General features: G+C 44.3%; 22 protein-coding genes and 6 tRNA genes. 22 read left to right on the plus strand and 6 right to left on the minus strand.

Translation table 11 applies throughout. From position 1 onward, the window contains the following. Positions 1-23 precede the first annotated feature (23 nt). On the minus strand, positions 24-299 hold the full coding sequence (locus SFC66_RS07510; RefSeq protein ID WP_411218093.1) for a DUF2624 domain-containing protein: 276 nt from the start codon (positions 297-299) through the stop codon (positions 24-26). A 118-nt stretch (positions 300-417) separates the two neighbouring features. Between SFC66_RS07510 and SFC66_RS07515 the strand changes: the two genes are divergently transcribed. Continuing rightward, complete coding sequence (locus tag SFC66_RS07515) at positions 418-741, plus strand: DUF4190 domain-containing protein (protein WP_411218094.1); 324 nt, start codon at positions 418-420, stop codon at positions 739-741. Positions 742-777: 36 nt separating this feature from the next. Here the strand turns inward: SFC66_RS07515 and ispG are convergent, their stop codons facing one another. Together ispG and SFC66_RS07525 are read right to left on the minus strand one after the other, a co-directional pair. Beyond that, the gene (gene ispG, locus SFC66_RS07520) at positions 778-1,890 is read right to left on the minus strand and encodes a flavodoxin-dependent (E)-4-hydroxy-3-methylbut-2-enyl-diphosphate synthase (RefSeq protein WP_411218095.1); all 1,113 of its coding nucleotides are present in this window, start codon (positions 1,888-1,890) and stop codon (positions 778-780) included. Positions 1,891-2,006: 116 nt separating this feature from the next. After that, the gene (locus SFC66_RS07525; RefSeq protein WP_411218096.1) at positions 2,007-2,306 is read right to left on the minus strand and encodes a type IV pilus assembly protein FimV; all 300 of its coding nucleotides are present in this window, start codon (positions 2,304-2,306) and stop codon (positions 2,007-2,009) included. A 167-nt stretch (positions 2,307-2,473) separates the two neighbouring features. Here SFC66_RS07525 and SFC66_RS07530 point away from each other — a divergent pair, with 167 nt between their 5' ends. The 17 genes from SFC66_RS07530 to phoU all read left to right on the plus strand — a co-directional run bounded on the left by SFC66_RS07530 (position 2,474) and on the right by phoU (position 15,227). Continuing rightward, positions 2,474-3,121, plus strand: coding sequence for an NfeD family protein (locus SFC66_RS07530; protein WP_411218097.1), 648 nt, complete (start codon positions 2,474-2,476; stop codon positions 3,119-3,121). Between the two features lie 98 nt (positions 3,122-3,219). Further along, positions 3,220-4,842 (plus strand): Na/Pi cotransporter family protein, encoded by a 1,623-nt coding sequence (locus SFC66_RS07535; RefSeq protein WP_411218098.1) that lies wholly within the window; start codon positions 3,220-3,222, stop codon positions 4,840-4,842. Positions 4,843-5,042: 200 nt separating this feature from the next. Further along, a tRNA-Asn gene (locus SFC66_RS07540) sits at positions 5,043-5,117 on the plus strand. A gap of 2 nt (positions 5,118-5,119) precedes the next feature. Then, positions 5,120-5,196 (plus strand) — tRNA-Met (locus tag SFC66_RS07545). 22 nt (positions 5,197-5,218) lie between these two features. Continuing rightward, positions 5,219-5,291 (plus strand) — tRNA-His (locus SFC66_RS07550). Between the two features lie 6 nt (positions 5,292-5,297). Next, positions 5,298-5,374 (plus strand) — tRNA-Ile (locus tag SFC66_RS07555). Between the two features lie 21 nt (positions 5,375-5,395). Then, positions 5,396-5,488 (plus strand) — tRNA-Ser (locus SFC66_RS07560). Between the two features lie 6 nt (positions 5,489-5,494). Then, positions 5,495-5,567, plus strand: a tRNA-Phe gene (locus tag SFC66_RS07565). 173 nt (positions 5,568-5,740) lie between these two features. Further along, a complete protein-coding gene (locus tag SFC66_RS07570) occupies positions 5,741-6,352 on the plus strand; it encodes a superoxide dismutase (RefSeq protein ID WP_367543621.1) in 612 nt (203 codons plus the stop codon). A gap of 100 nt (positions 6,353-6,452) precedes the next feature. Further along, complete coding sequence (locus tag SFC66_RS07575) at positions 6,453-7,718, plus strand: MFS transporter (protein ID WP_411218099.1); 1,266 nt, start codon at positions 6,453-6,455, stop codon at positions 7,716-7,718. Positions 7,719-7,788: 70 nt separating this feature from the next. After that, a complete protein-coding gene (locus tag SFC66_RS07580; protein ID WP_411218100.1) occupies positions 7,789-9,855 on the plus strand; it encodes a penicillin-binding transpeptidase domain-containing protein in 2,067 nt (688 codons plus the stop codon). A 174-nt stretch (positions 9,856-10,029) separates the two neighbouring features. Next, the gene (locus tag SFC66_RS07585; protein ID WP_411218101.1) at positions 10,030-10,956 is read left to right on the plus strand and encodes a phosphate ABC transporter substrate-binding protein PstS family protein; all 927 of its coding nucleotides are present in this window, start codon (positions 10,030-10,032) and stop codon (positions 10,954-10,956) included. Positions 10,957-11,134: 178 nt separating this feature from the next. After that, on the plus strand, positions 11,135-12,019 hold the full coding sequence (gene pstC / locus SFC66_RS07590; RefSeq protein ID WP_411218709.1) for a phosphate ABC transporter permease subunit PstC: 885 nt from the start codon (positions 11,135-11,137) through the stop codon (positions 12,017-12,019). Continuing rightward, positions 12,019-12,906, plus strand: coding sequence for a phosphate ABC transporter permease PstA (pstA, locus tag SFC66_RS07595; RefSeq protein ID WP_411218102.1), 888 nt, complete (start codon positions 12,019-12,021; stop codon positions 12,904-12,906). Before pstC ends, pstA begins: the two co-directional genes overlap by 1 nt. Before the next feature lie 67 nt (positions 12,907-12,973). Then, complete coding sequence (gene pstB / locus SFC66_RS07600) at positions 12,974-13,759, plus strand: phosphate ABC transporter ATP-binding protein PstB (protein WP_411218710.1); 786 nt, start codon at positions 12,974-12,976, stop codon at positions 13,757-13,759. A 14-nt stretch (positions 13,760-13,773) separates the two neighbouring features. Next, positions 13,774-14,547, plus strand: a complete 774-nt coding sequence (gene pstB, locus SFC66_RS07605; protein ID WP_411218103.1) for a phosphate ABC transporter ATP-binding protein PstB — start codon at positions 13,774-13,776, stop codon at positions 14,545-14,547. A gap of 20 nt (positions 14,548-14,567) precedes the next feature. After that, entirely contained in the window at positions 14,568-15,227 is a 660-nt protein-coding gene (gene phoU, locus SFC66_RS07610; protein ID WP_411218104.1) for a phosphate signaling complex protein PhoU, read from the plus strand. 24 nt (positions 15,228-15,251) lie between these two features. Here the strand turns inward: phoU and SFC66_RS07615 are convergent, their stop codons facing one another. Together SFC66_RS07615 and SFC66_RS07620 are read right to left on the minus strand one after the other, a co-directional pair. Then, positions 15,252-15,713 carry an endolytic transglycosylase MltG gene (locus SFC66_RS07615; protein WP_411218105.1) on the minus strand — a complete coding sequence of 154 codons (462 nt, stop codon included), beginning with the start codon at positions 15,711-15,713 and terminating at the stop codon, positions 15,252-15,254. Next, positions 15,710-16,060 (minus strand): hypothetical protein, encoded by a 351-nt coding sequence (locus tag SFC66_RS07620; protein ID WP_411218106.1) that lies wholly within the window; start codon positions 16,058-16,060, stop codon positions 15,710-15,712. The genes SFC66_RS07615 and SFC66_RS07620 overlap by 4 nt, the downstream gene beginning before the upstream one ends. Positions 16,061-16,265: 205 nt before the next feature. Here SFC66_RS07620 and rpmG point away from each other — a divergent pair, with 205 nt between their 5' ends. The 4 genes from rpmG to SFC66_RS07640 all read left to right on the plus strand — a co-directional run bounded on the left by rpmG (position 16,266) and on the right by SFC66_RS07640 (position 18,878). Next, positions 16,266-16,415, plus strand: coding sequence for a 50S ribosomal protein L33 (rpmG, locus tag SFC66_RS07625; RefSeq protein WP_038561326.1), 150 nt, complete (start codon positions 16,266-16,268; stop codon positions 16,413-16,415). Positions 16,416-16,479: 64 nt separating this feature from the next. Next, positions 16,480-17,037 carry a 5-formyltetrahydrofolate cyclo-ligase gene (locus SFC66_RS07630; RefSeq protein ID WP_411218107.1) on the plus strand — a complete coding sequence of 186 codons (558 nt, stop codon included), beginning with the start codon at positions 16,480-16,482 and terminating at the stop codon, positions 17,035-17,037. A gap of 64 nt (positions 17,038-17,101) precedes the next feature. Further along, positions 17,102-17,290, plus strand: a complete 189-nt coding sequence (locus tag SFC66_RS07635; RefSeq protein ID WP_411218108.1) for a hypothetical protein — start codon at positions 17,102-17,104, stop codon at positions 17,288-17,290. 55 nt (positions 17,291-17,345) lie between these two features. Beyond that, positions 17,346-18,878 (plus strand): rhomboid family intramembrane serine protease, encoded by a 1,533-nt coding sequence (locus tag SFC66_RS07640; protein WP_411218109.1) that lies wholly within the window; start codon positions 17,346-17,348, stop codon positions 18,876-18,878. Here the strand turns inward: SFC66_RS07640 and SFC66_RS07645 are convergent. Beyond that, the gene (locus tag SFC66_RS07645; protein WP_411218110.1) at positions 18,872-19,699 is read right to left on the minus strand and encodes a hypothetical protein; all 828 of its coding nucleotides are present in this window, start codon (positions 19,697-19,699) and stop codon (positions 18,872-18,874) included. The genes SFC66_RS07640 and SFC66_RS07645 overlap by 7 nt on opposite strands.

Genomic DNA, 19,699 nt, shown 5'->3' on the forward strand with positions numbered 1-19,699 from the left:
GCATACGCTGTCCGGGGTGTTTTTTACAATTTGATGCCATGCTCCTTTGCGAGCTGCAAAAAGATCTGATGTGTTTTTTGAGCTGTCTGCGTGTCGGTGATTTGTGCCAGTGCTTTCAGCATTTGCAGTCGGTCGGATTCTTTAAAAGGATCCAGCTTGTTCTGACGCAAAAATTGCACGATTTGGGACGCTTGCTGGGGAGTGAGATGCACTTGATATGCTTGGCTTTGTTCCATGATTTCCTCGACAGTCAAATTTCTCAACTTGTTCAGCACAAGTTTATGAACAATGAAATTCATCGGAAACCTCCTGCTCTAAGATGTGGATGAAGCACGGAATTCCTATATCTACCTGGTAAGTTTATGCCTGCAAAGCGCAAACTAGAACCATACCTTACCCCAGATAAGGAGGTTTCACATGGATAAGGAGCAATTCGACCAAGACGTACAAAATAAACGTGATGTGGAGACTTCCGCTGAGATATCTCCTGCTCAAGATAGCTACCGTCGAACTGACAAGGAAGGCGGACAGCAGACAACGGATTCCGGAAAGATGTTTGGCTATATAGCCTTGATTTTGTCTGTCGCTTCTTTCTTTTTTGCACCGATTCTTGTCGGGGCTGCTGGAATTGTATTCGGCGTGCTGGCGAAGAGAAAAGGCGCCGATACATTGGGTAACATTGCCTTGATCATAAGCATTTTAGCAATTGTCATTTCATTATTCACAGCGCCATATGTATGAAAAAAGCTGACTCCAGTCGGAGTCAGCTTTTTTATATCATGCTTCAGCTGCTTCTTTTTCTTTGGCTGCTTGTTCAGCGAAATATTCTTCAGCAAGCTTATCGATTTCAATTTTTAATTCGTCAACCATCGTTTCTTCAGGTACTTTTCGGATGATTTCACCATGACGGAACAGCAAACCTTCTCCGCGGGCACCGGCGATACCGATATCGGCTTCCCGAGCCTCACCAGGACCGTTTACCGCACATCCGAGTACAGCAACCTTGATAGGTGCCTTGATTGTGCTGATGTACTCTTCGACTTCATTAGCGATGCTGATCAAGTCTATTTCAATACGTCCGCAAGTAGGGCAGGAAATCAATGTAGCAGCGTTGGAAGATAAGTTGAAAATTTTAAGAAGCTCACGAGCTACTTTTACTTCCTCCACTGGGTCTGCACTTAAAGAAATACGCATCGTACTTCCGATGCCTTTACTTAAAATCGCGCCTAATCCAGCAGCACTCTTCACTGTGCCGGCGAACAAAGTCCCGGATTCTGTGATACCAAGGTGCAGCGGATAAGGAATAACCTCTGCTGCTTTTTCGTATGCTTCGATTGCCAATGATACATCGGATGCCTTAAGGGAGACGATGATATCGTGGAAATCAAGCTCTTCCAGGATCTTGATATGGTGCAACGCACTTTCTACCATACCTTCTGCAGTAGGGTAGCCATATTTCTCAAGGATATGGCGCTCCAAGGAGCCAGCGTTAACGCCAATTCGGATAGGGATGCCTTTCGCTTTGGCTGCGTTTACGACAGCTTCCACTTTCTCCCGCTTTCCGATGTTACCCGGGTTGATACGGATTTTATCCGCTCCGCCTTCAATTGCTTTTAAAGCCAATTTATAGTTGAAATGAATATCTACAACTAGCGGGATATTTATGCGTTTCTTGATTTCCGGAATCGCATCAGCAGCACGCTGATCCGGGCAAGCCACGCGCACTACTTGGCAGCCTGCTTCCTCAAGACGCAGAATTTCCGCTACAGTAGCTTCCACATCATGCGTTTTAGTTGTAGTCATCGATTGGATGACTACCTCGTTTTTACCGCCGATCGTAATGTTGCCAACTTTGACCTGACGGGTATCTTGTCTGTGTATTAATGCCATTTATATATCGCTCCTTTGATTATCGCGAGGAAAACAGGGATATATCCTTATATTTTCCCATTATAATGCTAATGCTGCTAAATTAGAAGTAACTTGGCTTAAGTTTAATAAAATCTTCATCTAAGATAATGGGGGAAATAGTAGGCGGATCCTGCATGCAATGCGTATGGATCCTTCCCGGGATTCAATTCCTCGAAATCCACGATTACCTGTTCCATCGTAACGCTCAAGTCGTTATTGTTCAACTCATTTGCTACAGAAAGAAGTGTGTCTCCTTGTTTTACCTGTAAAAGCACCGGCTGAAACGTCTCACGTTCATCCGCTTTATCCTCTGCAGGAACTTTTTTCTCCGTAGCTGTTTCTGTCGGTGCTGCGGGGATCGGGCTGCCGACCGTCAAATCCTTCCATATGCTCATGAGTAGGGCGCAGCTGAACAGAAATAACCCAATCTTTTTCCACATGGTCATCCCTCGCTTCTTGAACTTTTTATGTTAAGTATTAGGCAGAAGAAGGAAAATACCTTTATAGTGAAACAAAAAGCAATTCTGTTCGTATAAAGATAGTAGAAGAAAGGGGTAAGCATATGTTGGATTACAATTGGATTCCAGTTTTTATGACAGGACTGGGAACGATGTTTCTTATTGGAGAAATCTTAGTGAAAGCAAGAGGCATCTTCTTCCTATTGGGAGCAGGCTTCATTTCCACCTTCTTTATCAGTTATCTGGAACCGTCGGCCTTGTCGTATATGCTGCCGCTCTATTTCATCGGAATGCTATTGATCGTCATCGATGGAAAACTGTTGAATGATGGGACGCTCAGTGTGATCGGACTTTTGACAATGCTGCTTACGGTCGGTTTTACCGCACCGAACTGGACAGCAGGGATTTATGCAATCATCGGAGTCATTACTGGGGCAGCGGCTTCTTTCATCTTCCTGAAGGCATTCCCGAAAAGATCCATGTGGGGTAAAATCGCCCTATTGGATACCTTGAGTGCAGAAAAGGGATACAATAGCATGAATGAAACATATGCGGCACTTCTCGGGTTGGAAGGTGAAACTGTGACGCCGATGCGTCCGTCTGGAACAGTGCGCGTGGATGGGCGTGAATTGAGCGCTGTCACGGATGGTAAATGGCTGGATCGGGGAAGCAGGATCAAAGTGACGAATGTAAGCGGAGCAAGAATCATGGTGGAAAAAGTCGATTATGACGATAATAATGCCAAATCCTGACTAAATTAATTGTAAATTTCTACACAAGACCTTTACAAGCCTCCTTACAAAATTAATAATTACAGTAGGAAACACAGTGAAGGGAAGGTAGGCTTGCGTTGTCTAATTGGGAATATATCATCTTTGAATTTATCGGAGGTTTGGGCCTGTTTCTCTTTTCAATCCGCTATCTGGGGGATGGATTGCAGCGGGCATATGGCAAACAGCTGCAGTTAGCCATGCATCGCTTTACCGTTCATCCGCTCATCGGCGTATTATCAGGTATTATCGTCACAATCCTTGTCCAAAGCAGTACTGCCACGAGCATACTTATCGTAGGGCTTGTGAACGCTGGTTATCTTTCGTTAAGACAGGCTATATCGGTCATAATGGGGGCTAATATCGGTACCACATTGACTGCGTTTTTCATTGGGATCAATTTGGTTCAGTTTGGATTGCCAATCATGGCTCTCGGAGCATTTTTAATTTATTTCTTTGTGAACCAGCGCGCGCAGCAGATTGGTAAAGTTCTCTTTGGGGCCGGCGGAATCTTTTTTGGACTGACTTTGATAGGGGATGGACTTCATCCTATTTTAAGCATGGAAGCTTTTCAATCGCTGGCTGCGAGTATGCACACCAATCCGATCACAGGCGTGGCCATCGGTACGTTCATGACGATCGTGGTGCAAAGCAGCGGGGCGACGGTCGCGATATTGCAAGAACTTTATGCCCAAGGCGGAATTGATTTGAAAAGCGCATTGCCCGTGCTGCTTGGTGATAACCTGGGTACGACATTGACAGCGATGCTTGCAGCTATTGGTGCTACAGTGCAAGCAAAGCGGGCAGCACTAAGTCATGTCATGTTCAACGCTATCGGCATGATTATCTTTTTGCTGCTTTTGCCATTATTCGTGGACATCGTCGCTTGGATGCAACATACTTTCGAGCTGAATGATAAACTCACAATCGCAGGAGCTCATGGCTTCCATAATATTGTCAACACTTTGATACTCTTACCTTTCATCGGTCCTTTCGTCTGGCTCATCACGAAACTGATTCCGGGAGAGGAAGAAAAGCCGATGGCATTGACCAACCACCTCGACCCGCTGTTCATCCAACAATCTCCGGTCCTGGCTTTGGAGCAGGCGAAACTGGAAGTGTTGCATATGGGCAGGTTGGCTGTCGATGGGCTGGAGCAGGCGAGTACATATGCGAATAATCATGAAAGGCAATTCGCTGATTTGGCCATGCAGCTGGAAAAAGAAGTGAATCGAAAAGACCGGGAAATCACGGATTATTTATCCAAGATATCGATCAACACTCTGTCTGAAGATGAAAGCAACATGCACGCTGCCTTGTTGGATGTGATCCGGGATATAGAACGGATCGGAGATCATTTTGAAAATATCGTCGAGTTTGTCGATTTTCAGATTTCTAGTAATATCAAACTGACCAAAGAAGCGCAGCAGGAACTGAATAGCATGTTCGATTTGACGATCATCACTGTCAAGCAGGCGATGGAGGCATTGGATAAACAAGATCGAGAAATAGCACTGTCAGTTCTGCAAAAAGAAGATAGAATTGATAAAATGGAGCGAACATATCGAAAATCACATCTCATCCGCCTGAATGAAGGGAAGTGTGCCGGATCTGCCGGTATCGTTTTCGTCGATATCATCAGTAATCTCGAGCGCGTGGGCGATCATGCGGTGAATATTGCCCAGCTTATTTTGGAAGAATAGACAGGGGGACACCTCTGTCTATTATATTTTGCTTGCCAAGATGCTGAAATTCATGCTATAGTATTCCTGTCAGTTCGGAAGAGTTAAAAAATATAACAAAAACTTATACGAAATTGATTGACAAGATGTTGAATGCATGATAAATTATATAACGTCGCTGATACATATTGAATTGCGAATACATAACTTATCTAAACTATTCCACAGTAGCTCAGTGGTAGAGCTATCGGCTGTTAACCGATCGGTCGCAGGTTCGAATCCTGCCTGTGGAGCCATTGGCGGTGTAGCTCAGCTGGCTAGAGCGTACGGTTCATACCCGTGAGGTCGGGGGTTCGATCCCCTCCGCCGCTACCATATCTTAATAATTATTGCCATGGCGGTTGTGGCGAAGTGGTTAACGCACCGGATTGTGGCTCCGGCATTCGTGGGTTCAATCCCCATCAATCGCCCTTTACGGACCCTTAGCTCAGTTGGTTAGAGCTATCGGCTCATAACCGATCGGTCGCAGGTTCGAGTCCTGCAGGGTCCACCAGTAATTTCATATGAGCATCGCGGAGGAATACCCAAGTTTGGCTGAAGGGATCGGTCTTGAAAACCGACAGGGGCTTAACGGCTCGCGGGGGTTCGAATCCCTCTTCCTCCGCCATATCATGGCTCGGTAGCTCAGTCGGTAGAGCAACGGACTGAAAATCCGTGTGTCGGCGGTTCGATTCCGTCCCGAGCCACTACAGGAACAGCTGTTCATTTGAACAGCTGTTTTTTTGTATTACTAACAAATAGCGGGGAAGAATATGCAGAGCTCTCGAGGCAAAATGCTTGCCGTTTGTGATGAGCTTTGGTACGCTTTACGAAAAGGTAGCCACCTTTCTAATTACATATCATTTAAGGAGGAATAATCATGGCTAAATTTGAACTACCAGAATTGCCTTACGCTTACGACGCTCTTGAGCCTCATATCGATAAGGAAACAATGAACATCCACCACACAAAACATCACAACACATATGTGACAAAGCTAAATGACGCAATCGCAGGGAAAGCTGACTTGGAAAGCAAATCCTTGGAAGAGCTTGTTGCAGGTGTTAACGAACTTCCTTCTGACGTACAGACAGCTGTACGCAACAATGGCGGCGGTCACTATAACCACAGCCTATTCTGGAACTTGCTTTCTCCAAACGGTGGCGGTGAGCCGACTGGGGAAGTAGCTAGTGCCATTGCTAACAAATTCGGTACACTTGACAAATTCAAAGAAGAATTCGCTGCTGCTGCAGCAGGCCGTTTCGGTTCTGGCTGGGCTTGGTTGATCGTAGAAAACGGTGAAGTTGAAATCGTATCCACTCCAAACCAAGACAACCCTGTAATGGAAGGCAAGACACCAATTCTTGGCCTTGATGTATGGGAGCATGCTTACTACTTGAAATACCAAAACAAACGTCCTGATTACATCAGTGCTTTCTGGAACGTTGTAAACTGGGATGAAGTAGAGCGCCTTTACAGAGAAGCAAAATAAGGTAATCAGACAAAAGGACATCAGCTTTTTAGCTGATGTCCTTTTTTGTGCATATCTCGTTTTCGAAAGCAGATACTAAGTAGCAGTAAAAGGAGGCGGCATGATGAAGCCGAACTTATTTACCGCGGATTCTGCAAAGAAAGAGCTGTATATGCTGCTTTTTATCGGGGCACTTTATTCCCTCGGTATCTTTCTGTCGAATACGTTCGTCAATATTTATTTATGGAAGCAAACGAATGATTTAGTTAACCTCGCTACGTATAATTTAGCGATTTACATCGCTCAGACCATAGTTTTCACATTATCTGGCGGCTGGGCAAAGCGAATTGATCGGATAATCATATTGCGGACAGGAGTATTTTTCCTGTGTTTGTTTTTCCTGCTCGTACTATTTACAGGTGAGAAAGCTGCTTCATACAATTTGCTTCTGGGCGGGGTGCTCGGAATCGGTTATGGAATGTACTGGCTAGCTTATTCTGTTTTGACGTTCGAAGTGACCGAACCTGAGACGCGTGATTTTTTCAATGGTGTATCAGGATTGCTGCAATCCCTGACAGGTATGATCGGTCCATTCGTAGCAGGCTACGTTATCACAAGGATGAATAATTCCCATGGCTATACTCTCATATTCGCTGTGTCCTTCTTCCTTTTCCTGCTTGCTGTCGTTTGCACCGCCGGAATCAAGAGAAGGGCAGCTGAGGGGAAATTTGGCTTGATGCAGCCAATGAAGGAGATCAAACATAATGCGGCTTGGAGGAATACGGTCCTAGCCCATGTTTTCCAAGGCATCCGAGAAGGTATTTTCACCTTCATCATTTCCATCTGGGTCTTCATCGTCACCAATAGCGAGCTATCACTCGGAACATTCAATCTTGTATATTCCGCTTTTTCGTTTATCTTCTATTATATAGCAACTCGCTACATTAAGAGCCGTCAGAGGAAGATGGCGATTTTCATCAGTGGAATCGTGCTATCGTTAAGTGTGCTGCTTTTGCTTATAAAACTTAATTTTACCACTTTGCTTTTGTATGCGGCTATCATAGGCATGTTTTACCCAATTCTTTTCGTGCCATACTTGTCTTTGTCTTATGATGTGATCGGAAAAGCAAGGGATGCTGCGAAAAATCGGGTTGAATACATCGTACTGAGCGATACAGCGACAAATATCGGAAGAATCCTTTCAGTGGCAGCTTTACTGGCTGCGATTGGTATATGGTCGGTAGCTTCCATTCCATACGTGATGTTCATCGTTGGAATCGGTCCTTTCTTCATATATTTCTTTACCCGGCATATCACGAGTTATGCGCCAGCCGCTTCTGTCAAACGGCTTCCCAAAAATGAAATCGCAGGAGACGACAATCGCTGACAGGTATTTAGTAGAAGCGGACGGAGGATGATGATATAATGGGACCAGTATGTAAGAATGGGGGAACATTATGTCTAAAAAAAGGAAGAAGAAGCGAGCACTGCTTCCTTTCCGTCTCAATATATTGTTTGCGATTGTTTTCCTGCTGTTTTCTGCCTTGGTCCTGCAGCTTGGAGTGGTGCAGATCATCAATGGGGAGGAACACCAGGCAGTTTTGGACGAGACGACCAATGATATTGCTGAAATTTCAGTTCCGCGCGGTATGATTTATGACAGTGAAGGGAATGTGATTGTCGGAAACGAACCGATATACTCCATCACATATACACCGCCTAAAAACGGTGACCCTGCCGATAAACGTTTGGAGATTGCCACAAAACTTGCTGATATCATAAAGATGGACGATAAAGCCGTTGATAAAATCACCGAACGGGAATACAAGGAATATTGGTATCAATTGAACGAAGACGAAGCAAACAGCCGGATAACGGCTGCGGAGAAAGAGTCGCTCGATGATACGGACGTGTACAACCTTACATTGGAAAGAATCACAAAAGAAGATTACAAACAGTACGAAAGTGATGACAAAGCTAAACAGATCATTGCCATCAAACGGGAACTGGACAGCGCGACTGAACTCGTGCCGCATGTGATCAAGAACAAGGATGTAACGGAAAAAGAATATGCGACGATTGCCGAGAACATGGGCACGTTGTCCGGGATCAATGTAGCGACTGACTGGGAGCGTTACTATCCGTATGATGGGTCGCTCAGCGGAATCCTCGGCGGTATCAAAACAGGGATACCGGAAGGGGAAGAGGATTATTACAAATCCCGCAATTATCAGCTGAACGACCGTATCGGTACAAGCGGTCTCGAGAAAGAATATGAAAGCCTCCTGAAAGGCGATAAAAAACGCGTCCGCTATGAAACGGATAATAATAATAACATCATATCCCAAGATGTCATCTCGGAAGGGCAGCGCGGCCAGGATCTTCAATTGTCCATCAACATGGATTTCCAGAAAGAATTGGATAAGATTGTAAGAGAAGAGCTCAAAGGCGCCATCAACAAACATCCTGGAGCAAACCGATACATGGAAGATGCCATGGCTGTCATGCTGAATCCCAACACTGGCGAAATCTATGCAGCCAGCGGTCAGCATTACGATAGGGAAAATAACAAATACGAATCCGAGGACATGAATACTGTTTTCACGGCAGCTGCCGTCGGGTCAACTGTCAAAGGTGCGACCTTGCTTGCCGGCTACCAGGAAGGTGCCATCAAGATGGGTGACAGCTTCCTGGATACTCCGATGAGAATCAAAGGAACACAACCAAAGAAATCGTGGAAAAACATGGGTGTGATCAATGATTTACAGGCGCTGCAAATGTCTTCCAACGTGTATATGTTCAACGTTGCGTTGCGAATCGGTGGAGAATACAATTACAAACCAAATCAGCCAGTATCATTCAATCATGATGCATTCCAGATTCTGCGGAATTATTACAACCAAGTTGGCTTGGGCGTGGAGACAGGGGTCGATCTTCCATCTGAATCAACAGGCTATATCGGTTCCACCGGTCAAGCGGGTAACCTGCTTGATTTCTCGATTGGGCAATTTGACACATACACGACGATGCAATTAGCTCAATATATTTCTACCATTGCAAATGGGGGCTACCGGATAAAGCCTCACTTTGTGAGTGAGATTCATGAACCATCCAATGAAAAAGGCAAATTGGGTCCATTGGCCGAAACGAAGTCTCCTGAAGTGCTGAATAAAATAACGGCAACACAAGAGCAGATAGACCATGTGAAGAAAGGTTTCAAGATGGTATTCCAGACGCCAAAAGGAACTGCTTACAGCCATTTGAGTGAGAAAGCTAAAAAATATGATATATCCGGTAAGACAGGTACGGCGCAGACTAGTATCAACGGCACGGACTTGGAGAACCTGACTTTGATCGGGTATGCAGATTCCGAAAGCCCTGATATCGCCTTCGCGATCGTTGTGCCGAATACTGGAATCGTCTCAGGCGGCGGACAATATCCGATTACTTATAATATTGCCAACCGTGCACTTGAGTATTATTACGAGCACAAAGCTCCGGAAGAGAAAGACAAATCTGAATGACAGTATTACCGAGGAACCATCCGATAAAACGGGATGGTTCTTTTTTTTTCAACAAATTAATACTCTAATTTACAAAACCTTTACATTCCGTTTATTTTTCCTTAATGAAGACAAGCTAATATTGTATTTGTAAGGCAAAGGAACTAATAGAATCACGTAGGGGGAAAATCAAACATGAAGAAGATGAAACTATCTGTATTGCTTGCAATGTTCGCACTAGTCATCGGTGTACTTGCAGCATGTGGCGGAAACGCTGGCGGCACCGAAACAGAAGGAAACACTGGCGGAGACAATAACAACGGCGGCGGGGAAACTTCCGACACTAGCATCGTTGTAGCAGGATCCAGTGCCATGCAGCCTCTAGTGGCAGCAGCTGTTGAACAGTACAAAAGTGAAAATCCGGATGCTGACATTCAAGTTCAAGCAGGTGGTTCAGGAGCTGGGCTTAGCCAAGTTCAGGAAGGTACCATCGACATCGGTAACTCTGACGTATTTGCTGAAGAAAAAGAAGGCATCGATGCTAGCAAACTAGTTGATCATCAAGTAGCGGTTGTTGGTATGACTGCAGCAATCAACCCTAACGCGGGTGTAGATGATCTTACAAAACAGCAGCTTATCGACATCTTCACAGGTAAAGTGACAAACTGGTCTGAAGTTGGCGGGGAAGACATGGAAATCACACTTGTTAACCGTCCGGATTCTTCAGGTACTCGTGACACTTTCGTAAAATACGCACTTGATGGCGAAACTCCAGCAGAAGGTGTTACAGAGGACTCTTCCAACACTGTAAAGCAAATCGTTGCTGATACAGATGGAGCGATCGGTTACTTGGCACTATCTTACTTCGATGACGATACTGTCGTAAAAGCTAAAATCGATGGTGTTGAAGCTACAAACGAAACGATCGGATCTGGAGACTTCCCAATCTGGGCTTACCAGCACTCTTACACTAACGGAGAAGCTGAAGGCCTTGCGAAAGAATTCCTGGATTACATGCTAAGCGACGAAGTTCAATCTTCAATCGTACCTGATCAAGGCTACGTTCCAATGACTGATATGCAGGTTGAGCGCGACGCTGAAGGAAACCTTACTGAAAAATAATATGTAAAACATAAGGTAGATGCGGTGTCTCACTGCATTTACCTTACTGTGGTTATAAATTAGCTATCACAGACAGTGGGAGGCCGTCACAGAAGGTGTTCCCTTCCGCTGTTTTTATGAGGAGTTGTAGAAGTTGGCAAAAGCATCAGTATCTCCATCAGCTGAAGAACGGCTGATCATGACAAAGAATAATAGACGATGGGATGAAGTGCGCGGACGCTCAATCGTTACAATTTGTGCCGTTATCATGATTGTTGCGACAATTGCTATCACTGCTTTCCTGGCATATAAGGGCCTGCAGTCATTCTTTGTCAATAACATAAATCCAATTGCATATCTAACCAGTACTAACTGGAATCCAACAGGCGGAGAGAATGCATCTTTTGGTATCTTCCCATTTATTTTTGGTTCACTGGCAGTAACATTCCTATCTGCATTGATTGCTGCTCCGCTTGGTATCGGTGCAGCTATCTTCATGTCTGAAATTGCACCGAAATTCGGTAAAAGATTTTTGCAGCCGGTTATCGAACTATTGGTCGGTATCCCGTCTGTTGTGTATGGTTTCATCGGACTCGTAGTCTTAGTACCCTTGGTAAGGGATAATTTCCCGGGTATCGGGTTTAGTTTATTTGCAGGTGTCATCGTACTGACTGTTATGATCCTCCCTACGGTTACTACTATAGCTACAGATGCCATGCGATCACTGCCGAACAGCTTGCGACAAGGTTCACTTGCTTTGGGCGCAACTCGCTGGCAGACAATTCGTAAGGTATTGATACCTGCAGCATTGCCATCCTTGCTAACAGCTATCGTTCTAGGAATGGCGCGTGCATTCGGAGAAGCATTGGCTGTACAAATGGTTATCGGTAATACAAGGGATCTCCCTGGAAGCATTTTTGATACAGCAGGAACATTGACTACAATCGTAACACTGAACATCGGACATACGACTTATAACAGCATTGAGAACAACACACTTTGGTCGATGGGTCTCATTTTGCTCATAATTTCGTTCCTATTCATCTTCATTGTCCGTTACTTGTCTGGTAGGAGGAAAATCTAATGAACAGCAGAATAACAGATCGTATCGCAACAGGTGTATTTTACGCGATCGCAGCAATCATGGTGGCGTTGCTGCTTTACCTATTCTATTTTATCTTATCTAATGGTCTGTCCCAGGTATCATGGGATTTCCTCACGTCTCCTTCCAGTTCTTATCAAGCTGGCGGCGGTATTCGTGATCAGTTATTCAACTCCTTGTACATCTTAGTGATCACAATGATCATTACCGTGCCGCTTGGAGTCTGCGGCGGAATTTACATGGCGGAATACGCCAAGCCGGGTAAACTTACAAACTTTATCCGCACTTGTATTGAGATGCTAGCATCTTTACCGTCCATCGTTGTGGGTTTGTTCGGTCTTTTGGTCTTTGTTAAGATCACTGGCTGGGGCTACACAATCATCGGTGGTGCACTGGCACTAACCGTCTTCAATATTCCTGTCATGGTTCGAGTAACCGAAGATGCAATTCGAAGTGTGCCAAAAGAACAAAAAGAAGCAAGTTTGGCGTTGGGGATCACAAGATGGCATACAATTAAGACAGTATTGCTTCCATATGCTTTCCCAGGAATTTTGACTGGTGCTATCCTTGCTTCCGGCCGTGTATTCGGAGAGGCAGCAGCTTTACTTTACACAGCTGGTCTTTCCACACCGACACTGGATTATGGAAACTGGAATCCGTTCGCAGATAATTCTCCGCTGAACATTTTCCGGCCAGCAGAAACACTTGCAGTGCACATCTGGTCTGTTAACACACAAGGTCTTATCCCGGATGTAAGGGAAGTAGCCAATGGGGCTTCGGCTGTCCTGGTTATTTCCGTACTAGTGTTCAATCTCCTCGCAAGATGGTTGGGCAGCGTCATTCATAAGAAACTAACAGCAGGTAAATGATGAGGAGAGGAGCTTGTATATGAACCGTACAGCAGATAGACCAACAGAAACAAACAAAGCAAACAAGATGGCTGGGTCAGAAACGGTGACCTCCAATAAGGAAGTCGTCCTTGATGTAAAAGATCTTAGTATATTTTATGGCACGAAAGAAGCAGTGAAACGGGCAAATATGGGCATCGAGAAAAATGCTGTAACAGCTCTTATCGGCCCGTCCGGCTGTGGTAAATCAACGTTTATCCGCTCCATCAACAGGATGAACGACTTGATTCCTTCCAGTCGGGCTGAAGGGGAAATCGTTTATGAAGGCATCAACATCCTTCGTGAGGATATCAATGTGGTAGCATTGCGTGCCGAAATCGGCATGGTATTCCAGAAACCGAATCCATTCCCTAAATCGATTTACAACAATATTACACATGCATTGAAATATAACGGACAAAAAAATAAGAAAGCCCTCGACCAAATCGTCGAAGAAAGTCTGCGCAAAGCTGCTTTATGGGACGAAGTCAAGGACCGCTTGCATCAGTCCGCTTTGTCACTATCAGGTGGACAGCAGCAGCGTCTATGTATCGCTCGCACGCTCGCAATGGAACCGCAAATCCTGTTATTGGATGAACCGGCATCAGCACTCGATCCAGTATCCAACTCTAAGATCGAAGAACTTATTCTTCAGCTTAAAGAAGATTACAGCATCGTCATCGTGACACATAACATGTCACAGGCATCCCGTGTGTCTGACAAAACTGCATTCTTCTTTAATGGGGATGTCGTGGAATACGACGATACGAAGAAAATCTTCACTAATCCTTCTGAAACGAGAACAGAAGAATACATTTCCGGTAGATTCGGGTAGGAGGCACGACAGCTATGCAAGTGGCAGCAGCAAAAGATACAATTTTCCAAGTAAATGATTTGAACTTATGGTATGACGACTTCCATGCATTGAAGGACATTAATCTTGAGGCATTGAATAATGAGATTTATGCTATTATCGGTCCATCGGGCTGCGGTAAATCCACCTTCATCAAGACGCTAAATCTGATGATCAATATGGAACCAGGTGTTCGGATGACTGGTGAAATAAACTATAAAGATAAAAACTTGCTTGATTCGAGAGTTGACTTGGTTGACTTGCGCCGTAAAGTGGGTATGATATTCCAAAAAGGAAATCCTTTCCCACAATCCATTTATGATAATATCGTCTACGGACCGAAAATCCATGGAATCAAGAAAAAGGATGAACTGGATGAAATCGTGGAAACAACCTTGAAGGACGTTGCGCTTTGGGATGAAGTGAAGGACCGTCTTAAGACCTCTGCAATGGGATTGTCCGGCGGGCAGCAGCAGCGCTTATGCATTGCTCGTGCACTCGCAACGAAACCGGATGTCGTGTTGATGGATGAACCGACATCTGCACTGGATCCAATTTCCACATTGAAGATTGAAGAACTTATGACCGAACTTAAGAAAAAATATTGTATCGTCATCGTTACACACAATATGCAGCAAGCTTCCCGTATATCGGATAAAACAGCTTTCTTCCTGCATGGCCGTGTCGTGGAAACAGCAGAAACAGGAAAAATATTTTCTAACCCGGAAGACAAACGTACGGAAGATTATATCAGCGGGCGTTTCGGTTAATCAGTATTGGAGGAGAACCTATGGTAGCGAGAGAACAATTTTCATCCGATTTGGAAGCAATCCAGAAATCAATTATTTCCTTTGCGTATGAAGTAGACGCAGCGTTAAAGCAAGCGATTGATGCTTTATACGAGCGGGACAGTGATCTTGCTTATAAAGTGATTGAGAATGATGATTTTTTAAATGAGCGCGACCAGGAGATTAACGAAGCTACAATCCAATTGATTGCGATGCAGCAGCCTGTTGCAACCGATTTGCGCAGGCTGGTAGCCTTCCTTCGTGTATCTTCCGATCTAGAACGTATGGGTGATCACGCAAAAAACATTGCGAAAAGCGTAAATCGATTGAACGTATTGAGCGCTTATGACATTCCCCCTGCCATCCGGGATATGCAAGAAGTGGTCAGCAAGATGATTCACAGCGCTGTGCAGGCCTTCGAGGAGGAGGATGTTAGCAAGGCGAAGAAACTTGCTGATTTGGATAACGTGGTGGACAGTATGTACGGTGAGTTGTTCCGTGATATGCTTGATGAACGTAAAGCACAATCCGGGAAGCATCAGCAAACAATGCAGCTCGTGTTTGTTGGACGTTTCGTGGAGCGTGTAGGGGATCATATCACGAATATCGGAGAGAGCATACTTTATTTAGTTAAGGGAACTGCTGTCGATTTGAATAAATAAGAGCAGCGGCATATGCCGCTGCTCTTATTTTGTCATCAGATTGGCGATTTCTTCGTACGTCATTTGGGAATCCACTTTATAATCACCGACTTGCAGTGCTTTACTGGCTTTTGTTACATCCAGATAAGTACGGAATGCAGCACCATCTTCAATGATTTCCGCTTTCTCTAATGCTGTAGCAACGTCATCACTTGTCATACCGCTGACAAGCTTAAGTGTGAATGTTTGTTCCTGCTTCTTTGTTTCCTTATTCTTCACGGCAGCAGGTTCTGATTTCTTTTCTGTCAACTGGTCGAATTCCTCTTGTTTTAAAACATGGAGACCAGATTTTTCGAGCTCTTTTTTCATATCATCAGTATCTGGCTGTGTTTCGGCTGATGCCGAAGCAATCTTTTCTGGCTGGGGAGCTTCGGAAAAATGAAAGTACAACATGAGTGCACCGGCGAGCAGAAGTGCGGTAGCGAAGCCTTGGACTACTTGTTTCATAACTGAACGCCTGCCTGTTTGGCAATTCGATAAATGTCTTCTTCTGCCATATTTGTTTGTTTGGCTATTTCTTTAATGGAAAAGCCTTGCTGCTGCAGACGTGCTATTTGTTGGAATATAGCAGGTTTTTTTGAAGTTTTGTTGGTGTTCGGCTCGTGCTGCAATGACGGAAGCAGCTCTTCTTCCAGGATTTTGACTTTTTTATTCAATGTGTATGTTTCCTGCATGGTGGACAGAGTCAATTGTTCGATTTGCTGATCCATCTGTTTGAATTTGTCTTGCATGAAAAAAGAAAAAATCCATAATATGATTCCAGCTGCAAGAAAGGTGATAGCAGCAATTAACATGATTAATAAACCTCCTACATATTGCTAATCTAGTTATACCATACCAAGAGGCTTGCGGATATAACTGTTTTCGACATTTTTCATATTTCTTCTTAAATACTTTCCCGTAACTGTTGATTACCTAAGAAATCTCTGCTATTATTAGATGGTCTGAAGATCGTTAAGTTTTCATACACTTATTTAAGATTGTTGGGAGGGATTATACATGCGTGTAAACATTACTCTCGCCTGCACAGAAACAGGAGATCGTAACTACATTACAACAAAAAATAAGCGTAAACATCCAGAACGCATGGAGCTTAGAAAATATAGCCCACGCTTGAAAAAGTATACGCTGCACCGCGAAACAAAATAAGTTTGACCAAAAAACTCCCCCTCTATTCGGCGGGAGTTTTTTTTGCATAATAGGAGGTTGCTGGATGGACGGTAAAGAAACACTTCGGCAAGAGGGACTTCGGCATCTGAAGGAAATGCCGCAAACGGATAAGCTTAAAGTCGAGCATCAGCTGGCGGCATATCTTTTTTCTTCTTCCATTTGGAAAGAGGCATCCAGCGTAGGTCTCACAATGGCTCTTCCGCATGAATGGGATACAACCAAACTGATTCAGCAGGCTTGGTTGGAAGGGAAAAAGGTTTGTGTTCCGCGTATCACTGAAAATAGGGGGATGAAATTTTATCATATTGAAAGCTATGACCAATTGACAGACGGTGCGCTACGGATCAAAGAACCTATCCCAGCCCGCTGCACACTTGTCTCAAAGAAAGAGATCGACCTTTTGATCGTGCCTGGAATATTATACGACAAAAGTGGTTATCGCATCGGATATGGCGGTGGTTATTACGATCGCTATTTGTCCGATTTTCCTAATGAGACGCTGTCGCTTGCAAGCAAGCAGCAAATAATTCACACCTTGCCTATCGGTCCTTATGATTTGCCAGTCAAGCATTTATTGACAGATGATGGTTTTCTCTTTTAACCGAATAGCAGTATTCCGCTTCGGGTTAAACTATGGGTACCCCTTTAGGAAAGGAAGGATGCTGATGTGGAAATCCATCATCACTGCATTGACTTTGAGCGCAAGCGTTGTATTTCTGATTCGTGAGCGGTACAGGGTGTTGAATGCAATTTTAGCTGTGACGGTTCTTCGAAAAGGATTGATCCGTCTTTCAATGGGAATTGAGCCTATCCGTTCCCGTATGCTGCCAATTTTATTTAAACGCTCAGTGTAAACTGAGCGTTTTTCCATGACTTTTTTGATAAACTGTAGGCAAGAGGGGGAGAGGTATGTCCTACAACGAGGAAACGGCATATTATCGGACGATCAATCGATTGCTTGCCGTTCATGGGTTTACATTCATTAGATCCGAAGAAGACTTGCGCGTAACTTGGCTAGAAAAGAAACAGGATGGAATAACACATATCGTCAAGTTGTCACGTAAGACATTTACTTGGGCGAATCATTTGAAGCAGGATATTTTAAAGACAGCAAATCAAATTCAAAATATGAACAAAGGGTTATTCAGTAAGAAAACAAGGATGTACAATGTTTATTTTGGCGAACTGGAACCGGCAGATGGTTGGTCAAAGCTGAAAAAACCGATGATCATTAAAAGTAAGCGACCGATTCCGATGCAGCTTTATTATTTGGATCAAGATGCTTATGATCCTGAATTGAAAAAGCTGTTCCGTCATTTGAAGATTGATGATACATTGGCACTTTCAACAGCAGATGAGCACGCACTAGAAGTGGAGAAAAGCACATTGCGGAGTTTGCTTGTGAAACAGCAGCAAGCCGAACAAGCTGTTTTTCATCGTGAAAAGCCATATTTGGTATATGTGCTCATTGGAATTTGTGTTGTGATGTTTTTACTGGAAACCTTGCTTGGCGGTTCTGGTGATTCATCTGTACTTATTGAGCTCGGTGCTAAAAGCAATCCGGATATTTTATTGGAAAATGAATGGTGGCGTATTGTGTCATCGATGTTTCTGCATATCGGTGCGTTGCATTTGTTGACCAATATGCTGTCGCTGTATTATCTGGGAACGCTCACCGAGCAAATCTTCGGGCAGCGTCGTTTCTTATCGATATATATATTGGGCGGTGCCGCTGGAGGACTGGCAAGCTTTGCTTTTTCATTTAATTTAAGTGCAGGGGCTTCTGGTGCTATTTTCGGTTTGTTTGGTGCATTGCTTTATTTTGGTATTGTATATCCTAAGTTGTTTTGGAGGACAATCGGTAACGGGTTGATTGTCATTCTCCTTATTAACTTGATAATCAGTTTCTCAGCAAGTCATGCTATCGATGTGTATGCCCATTTAGGAGGGCTGGTCGGTGGCTTTACCAGTACAATGCTTGTCGGTTTGCCGGGCAAGAAAAACGCAGCGGCTCGTGTGGGTGGATTACTTTTAACAGCTATATTGATTGCCGCACTCGCTTGGTACGGATTGACTGGTCCCGTCAATGAGGTGGTTCGCCAAATGCTTAGCGTAGAAGAAGCTGTGCAGCAAAAAGACGATGATGCCATCATTTCACGTGCGACAGCGGCATTGGAAAATACAGAGGTAGCTAATGAACCAGGATTATTATTTTATCGAGGCATTGCTTATTACAATTCAGGTGAGATGGATAACAGCATCAAGGATTTGGAGCGTCTCGTCGAGCTAGCCCCAGATAATGGCACGGCTCATTATATTCTCGCTGATGTGCTTCATGCAGCTGGGGAGGATGAGACAGCGAGAGAGCACGCACACAGAGCGACGGAGCTTGAACCGGATAATCAGGAATACGAACAGCTTGCAAAGGAACTCTCTCAATAATATTGCAGCAGTTCTCTGTTCTGACCTGTTTCATCTTGATAGATGACACGCAGATGGTTGCCGGATTTATCGAAAAGCAGTAAAGGGATATAACTGTCCACATTGCCTTCTTCCACTGCCGGTGCGACTGGCACGATATAATTCCGGTATAACCCTTCCCACAGTCTGCTGATGACTTCCTGTCGCTTTTTGTCATCTGCAAGACCGATGATTTGCGATAAGTCGGCAGTCGGCAAAGCAGTTAGCGGTATTTCTGTGTATTGATTGGCAGGAATGTCTAGTTGCTGTTTTGCATCCGACCATACGCGCTGCAGAGTCTCATTCGTATTGGTTTTGGCAATTTGGCGTGATTGCAGTTCTTTTTCATTTTTTGGAAAGGAAAAAGGCTCGTACTTATCAGAAGTGTATGAACGAACACCCGACAGTTTGAACGTGCTGGTGATGTCGTTTTGATGAAGTTCAGCAAAATGGAACGATACTGCATCAAGCTGCTTGTTCGGCTGTAAAATATGTGTTTTCTCTTGAGTCAGCCGGCGGGCAGGATGCATCCATTTATTCATCACGCCGATCAATTTGCCATTTTCATAAAGCAATCCAACATCCTGGCGTAAATACGCATCTTTGTTGAGTATGCTTTCCAATCGCCAATGCATGCGCCGAAAATCCACTTTTTTCAATGAAGTGGCTGTATCGGTGAATGCAGCTGACTCATCAAGGGGAAAGTGCTGGATCACAGGCTGGGGCTGCTGAGCTCTGATGGCAAATATGGAACATAGTAGTATAAAAAAGAAGATACAAGCAATTATCAGCCATTTTCGCAT

The organism is Terribacillus saccharophilus, from assembly GCF_046592895.1.
Lineage (GTDB): Bacteria > Bacillota > Bacilli > Bacillales > Amphibacillaceae > Terribacillus > Terribacillus saccharophilus_D.

What these genes read in the sequence shown, in the direction of transcription:
- pstC (WP_411218709.1), top strand. Translation starts at nt 11,135, where the DNA reads ATGACAAAGAATAATAGACGATGGGATGAAGTGCGCGGACGCTCAATC.
- SFC66_RS07620 (WP_411218106.1), bottom strand. Translation starts at nt 16,060, where the DNA reads ATGTTAATTGCTGCTATCACCTTTCTTGCAGCTGGAATCATATTATGG.
- rpmG (WP_038561326.1), top strand. Translation starts at nt 16,266, where the DNA reads ATGCGTGTAAACATTACTCTCGCCTGCACAGAAACAGGAGATCGTAAC.
- SFC66_RS07615 (WP_411218105.1), bottom strand. Translation starts at nt 15,713, where the DNA reads ATGAAACAAGTAGTCCAAGGCTTCGCTACCGCACTTCTGCTCGCCGGT.
- SFC66_RS07635 (WP_411218108.1), top strand. Translation starts at nt 17,102, where the DNA reads ATGTGGAAATCCATCATCACTGCATTGACTTTGAGCGCAAGCGTTGTA.
- phoU (WP_411218104.1), top strand. Translation starts at nt 14,568, where the DNA reads ATGGTAGCGAGAGAACAATTTTCATCCGATTTGGAAGCAATCCAGAAA.
- SFC66_RS07580 (WP_411218100.1), top strand. Translation starts at nt 7,789, where the DNA reads ATGTCTAAAAAAAGGAAGAAGAAGCGAGCACTGCTTCCTTTCCGTCTC.
- pstA (WP_411218102.1), top strand. Translation starts at nt 12,019, where the DNA reads ATGAACAGCAGAATAACAGATCGTATCGCAACAGGTGTATTTTACGCG.
- SFC66_RS07570 (WP_367543621.1), top strand. Translation starts at nt 5,741, where the DNA reads ATGGCTAAATTTGAACTACCAGAATTGCCTTACGCTTACGACGCTCTT.
- SFC66_RS07585 (WP_411218101.1), top strand. Translation starts at nt 10,030, where the DNA reads ATGAAGAAGATGAAACTATCTGTATTGCTTGCAATGTTCGCACTAGTC.
- pstB (WP_411218103.1), top strand. Translation starts at nt 13,774, where the DNA reads ATGCAAGTGGCAGCAGCAAAAGATACAATTTTCCAAGTAAATGATTTG.
- SFC66_RS07515 (WP_411218094.1), top strand. Translation starts at nt 418, where the DNA reads ATGGATAAGGAGCAATTCGACCAAGACGTACAAAATAAACGTGATGTG.
- SFC66_RS07630 (WP_411218107.1), top strand. Translation starts at nt 16,480, where the DNA reads ATGGACGGTAAAGAAACACTTCGGCAAGAGGGACTTCGGCATCTGAAG.
- SFC66_RS07640 (WP_411218109.1), top strand. Translation starts at nt 17,346, where the DNA reads ATGTCCTACAACGAGGAAACGGCATATTATCGGACGATCAATCGATTG.
- ispG (WP_411218095.1), bottom strand. Translation starts at nt 1,890, where the DNA reads ATGGCATTAATACACAGACAAGATACCCGTCAGGTCAAAGTTGGCAAC.
- SFC66_RS07530 (WP_411218097.1), top strand. Translation starts at nt 2,474, where the DNA reads ATGTTGGATTACAATTGGATTCCAGTTTTTATGACAGGACTGGGAACG.
- SFC66_RS07575 (WP_411218099.1), top strand. Translation starts at nt 6,453, where the DNA reads ATGATGAAGCCGAACTTATTTACCGCGGATTCTGCAAAGAAAGAGCTG.
- pstB (WP_411218710.1), top strand. Translation starts at nt 12,974, where the DNA reads ATGGCTGGGTCAGAAACGGTGACCTCCAATAAGGAAGTCGTCCTTGAT.
- SFC66_RS07525 (WP_411218096.1), bottom strand. Translation starts at nt 2,306, where the DNA reads ATGAGCATATGGAAGGATTTGACGGTCGGCAGCCCGATCCCCGCAGCA.
- SFC66_RS07645 (WP_411218110.1), bottom strand. Translation starts at nt 19,699, where the DNA reads ATGCGAAAATGGCTGATAATTGCTTGTATCTTCTTTTTTATACTACTA.
- SFC66_RS07510 (WP_411218093.1), bottom strand. Translation starts at nt 299, where the DNA reads ATGAATTTCATTGTTCATAAACTTGTGCTGAACAAGTTGAGAAATTTG.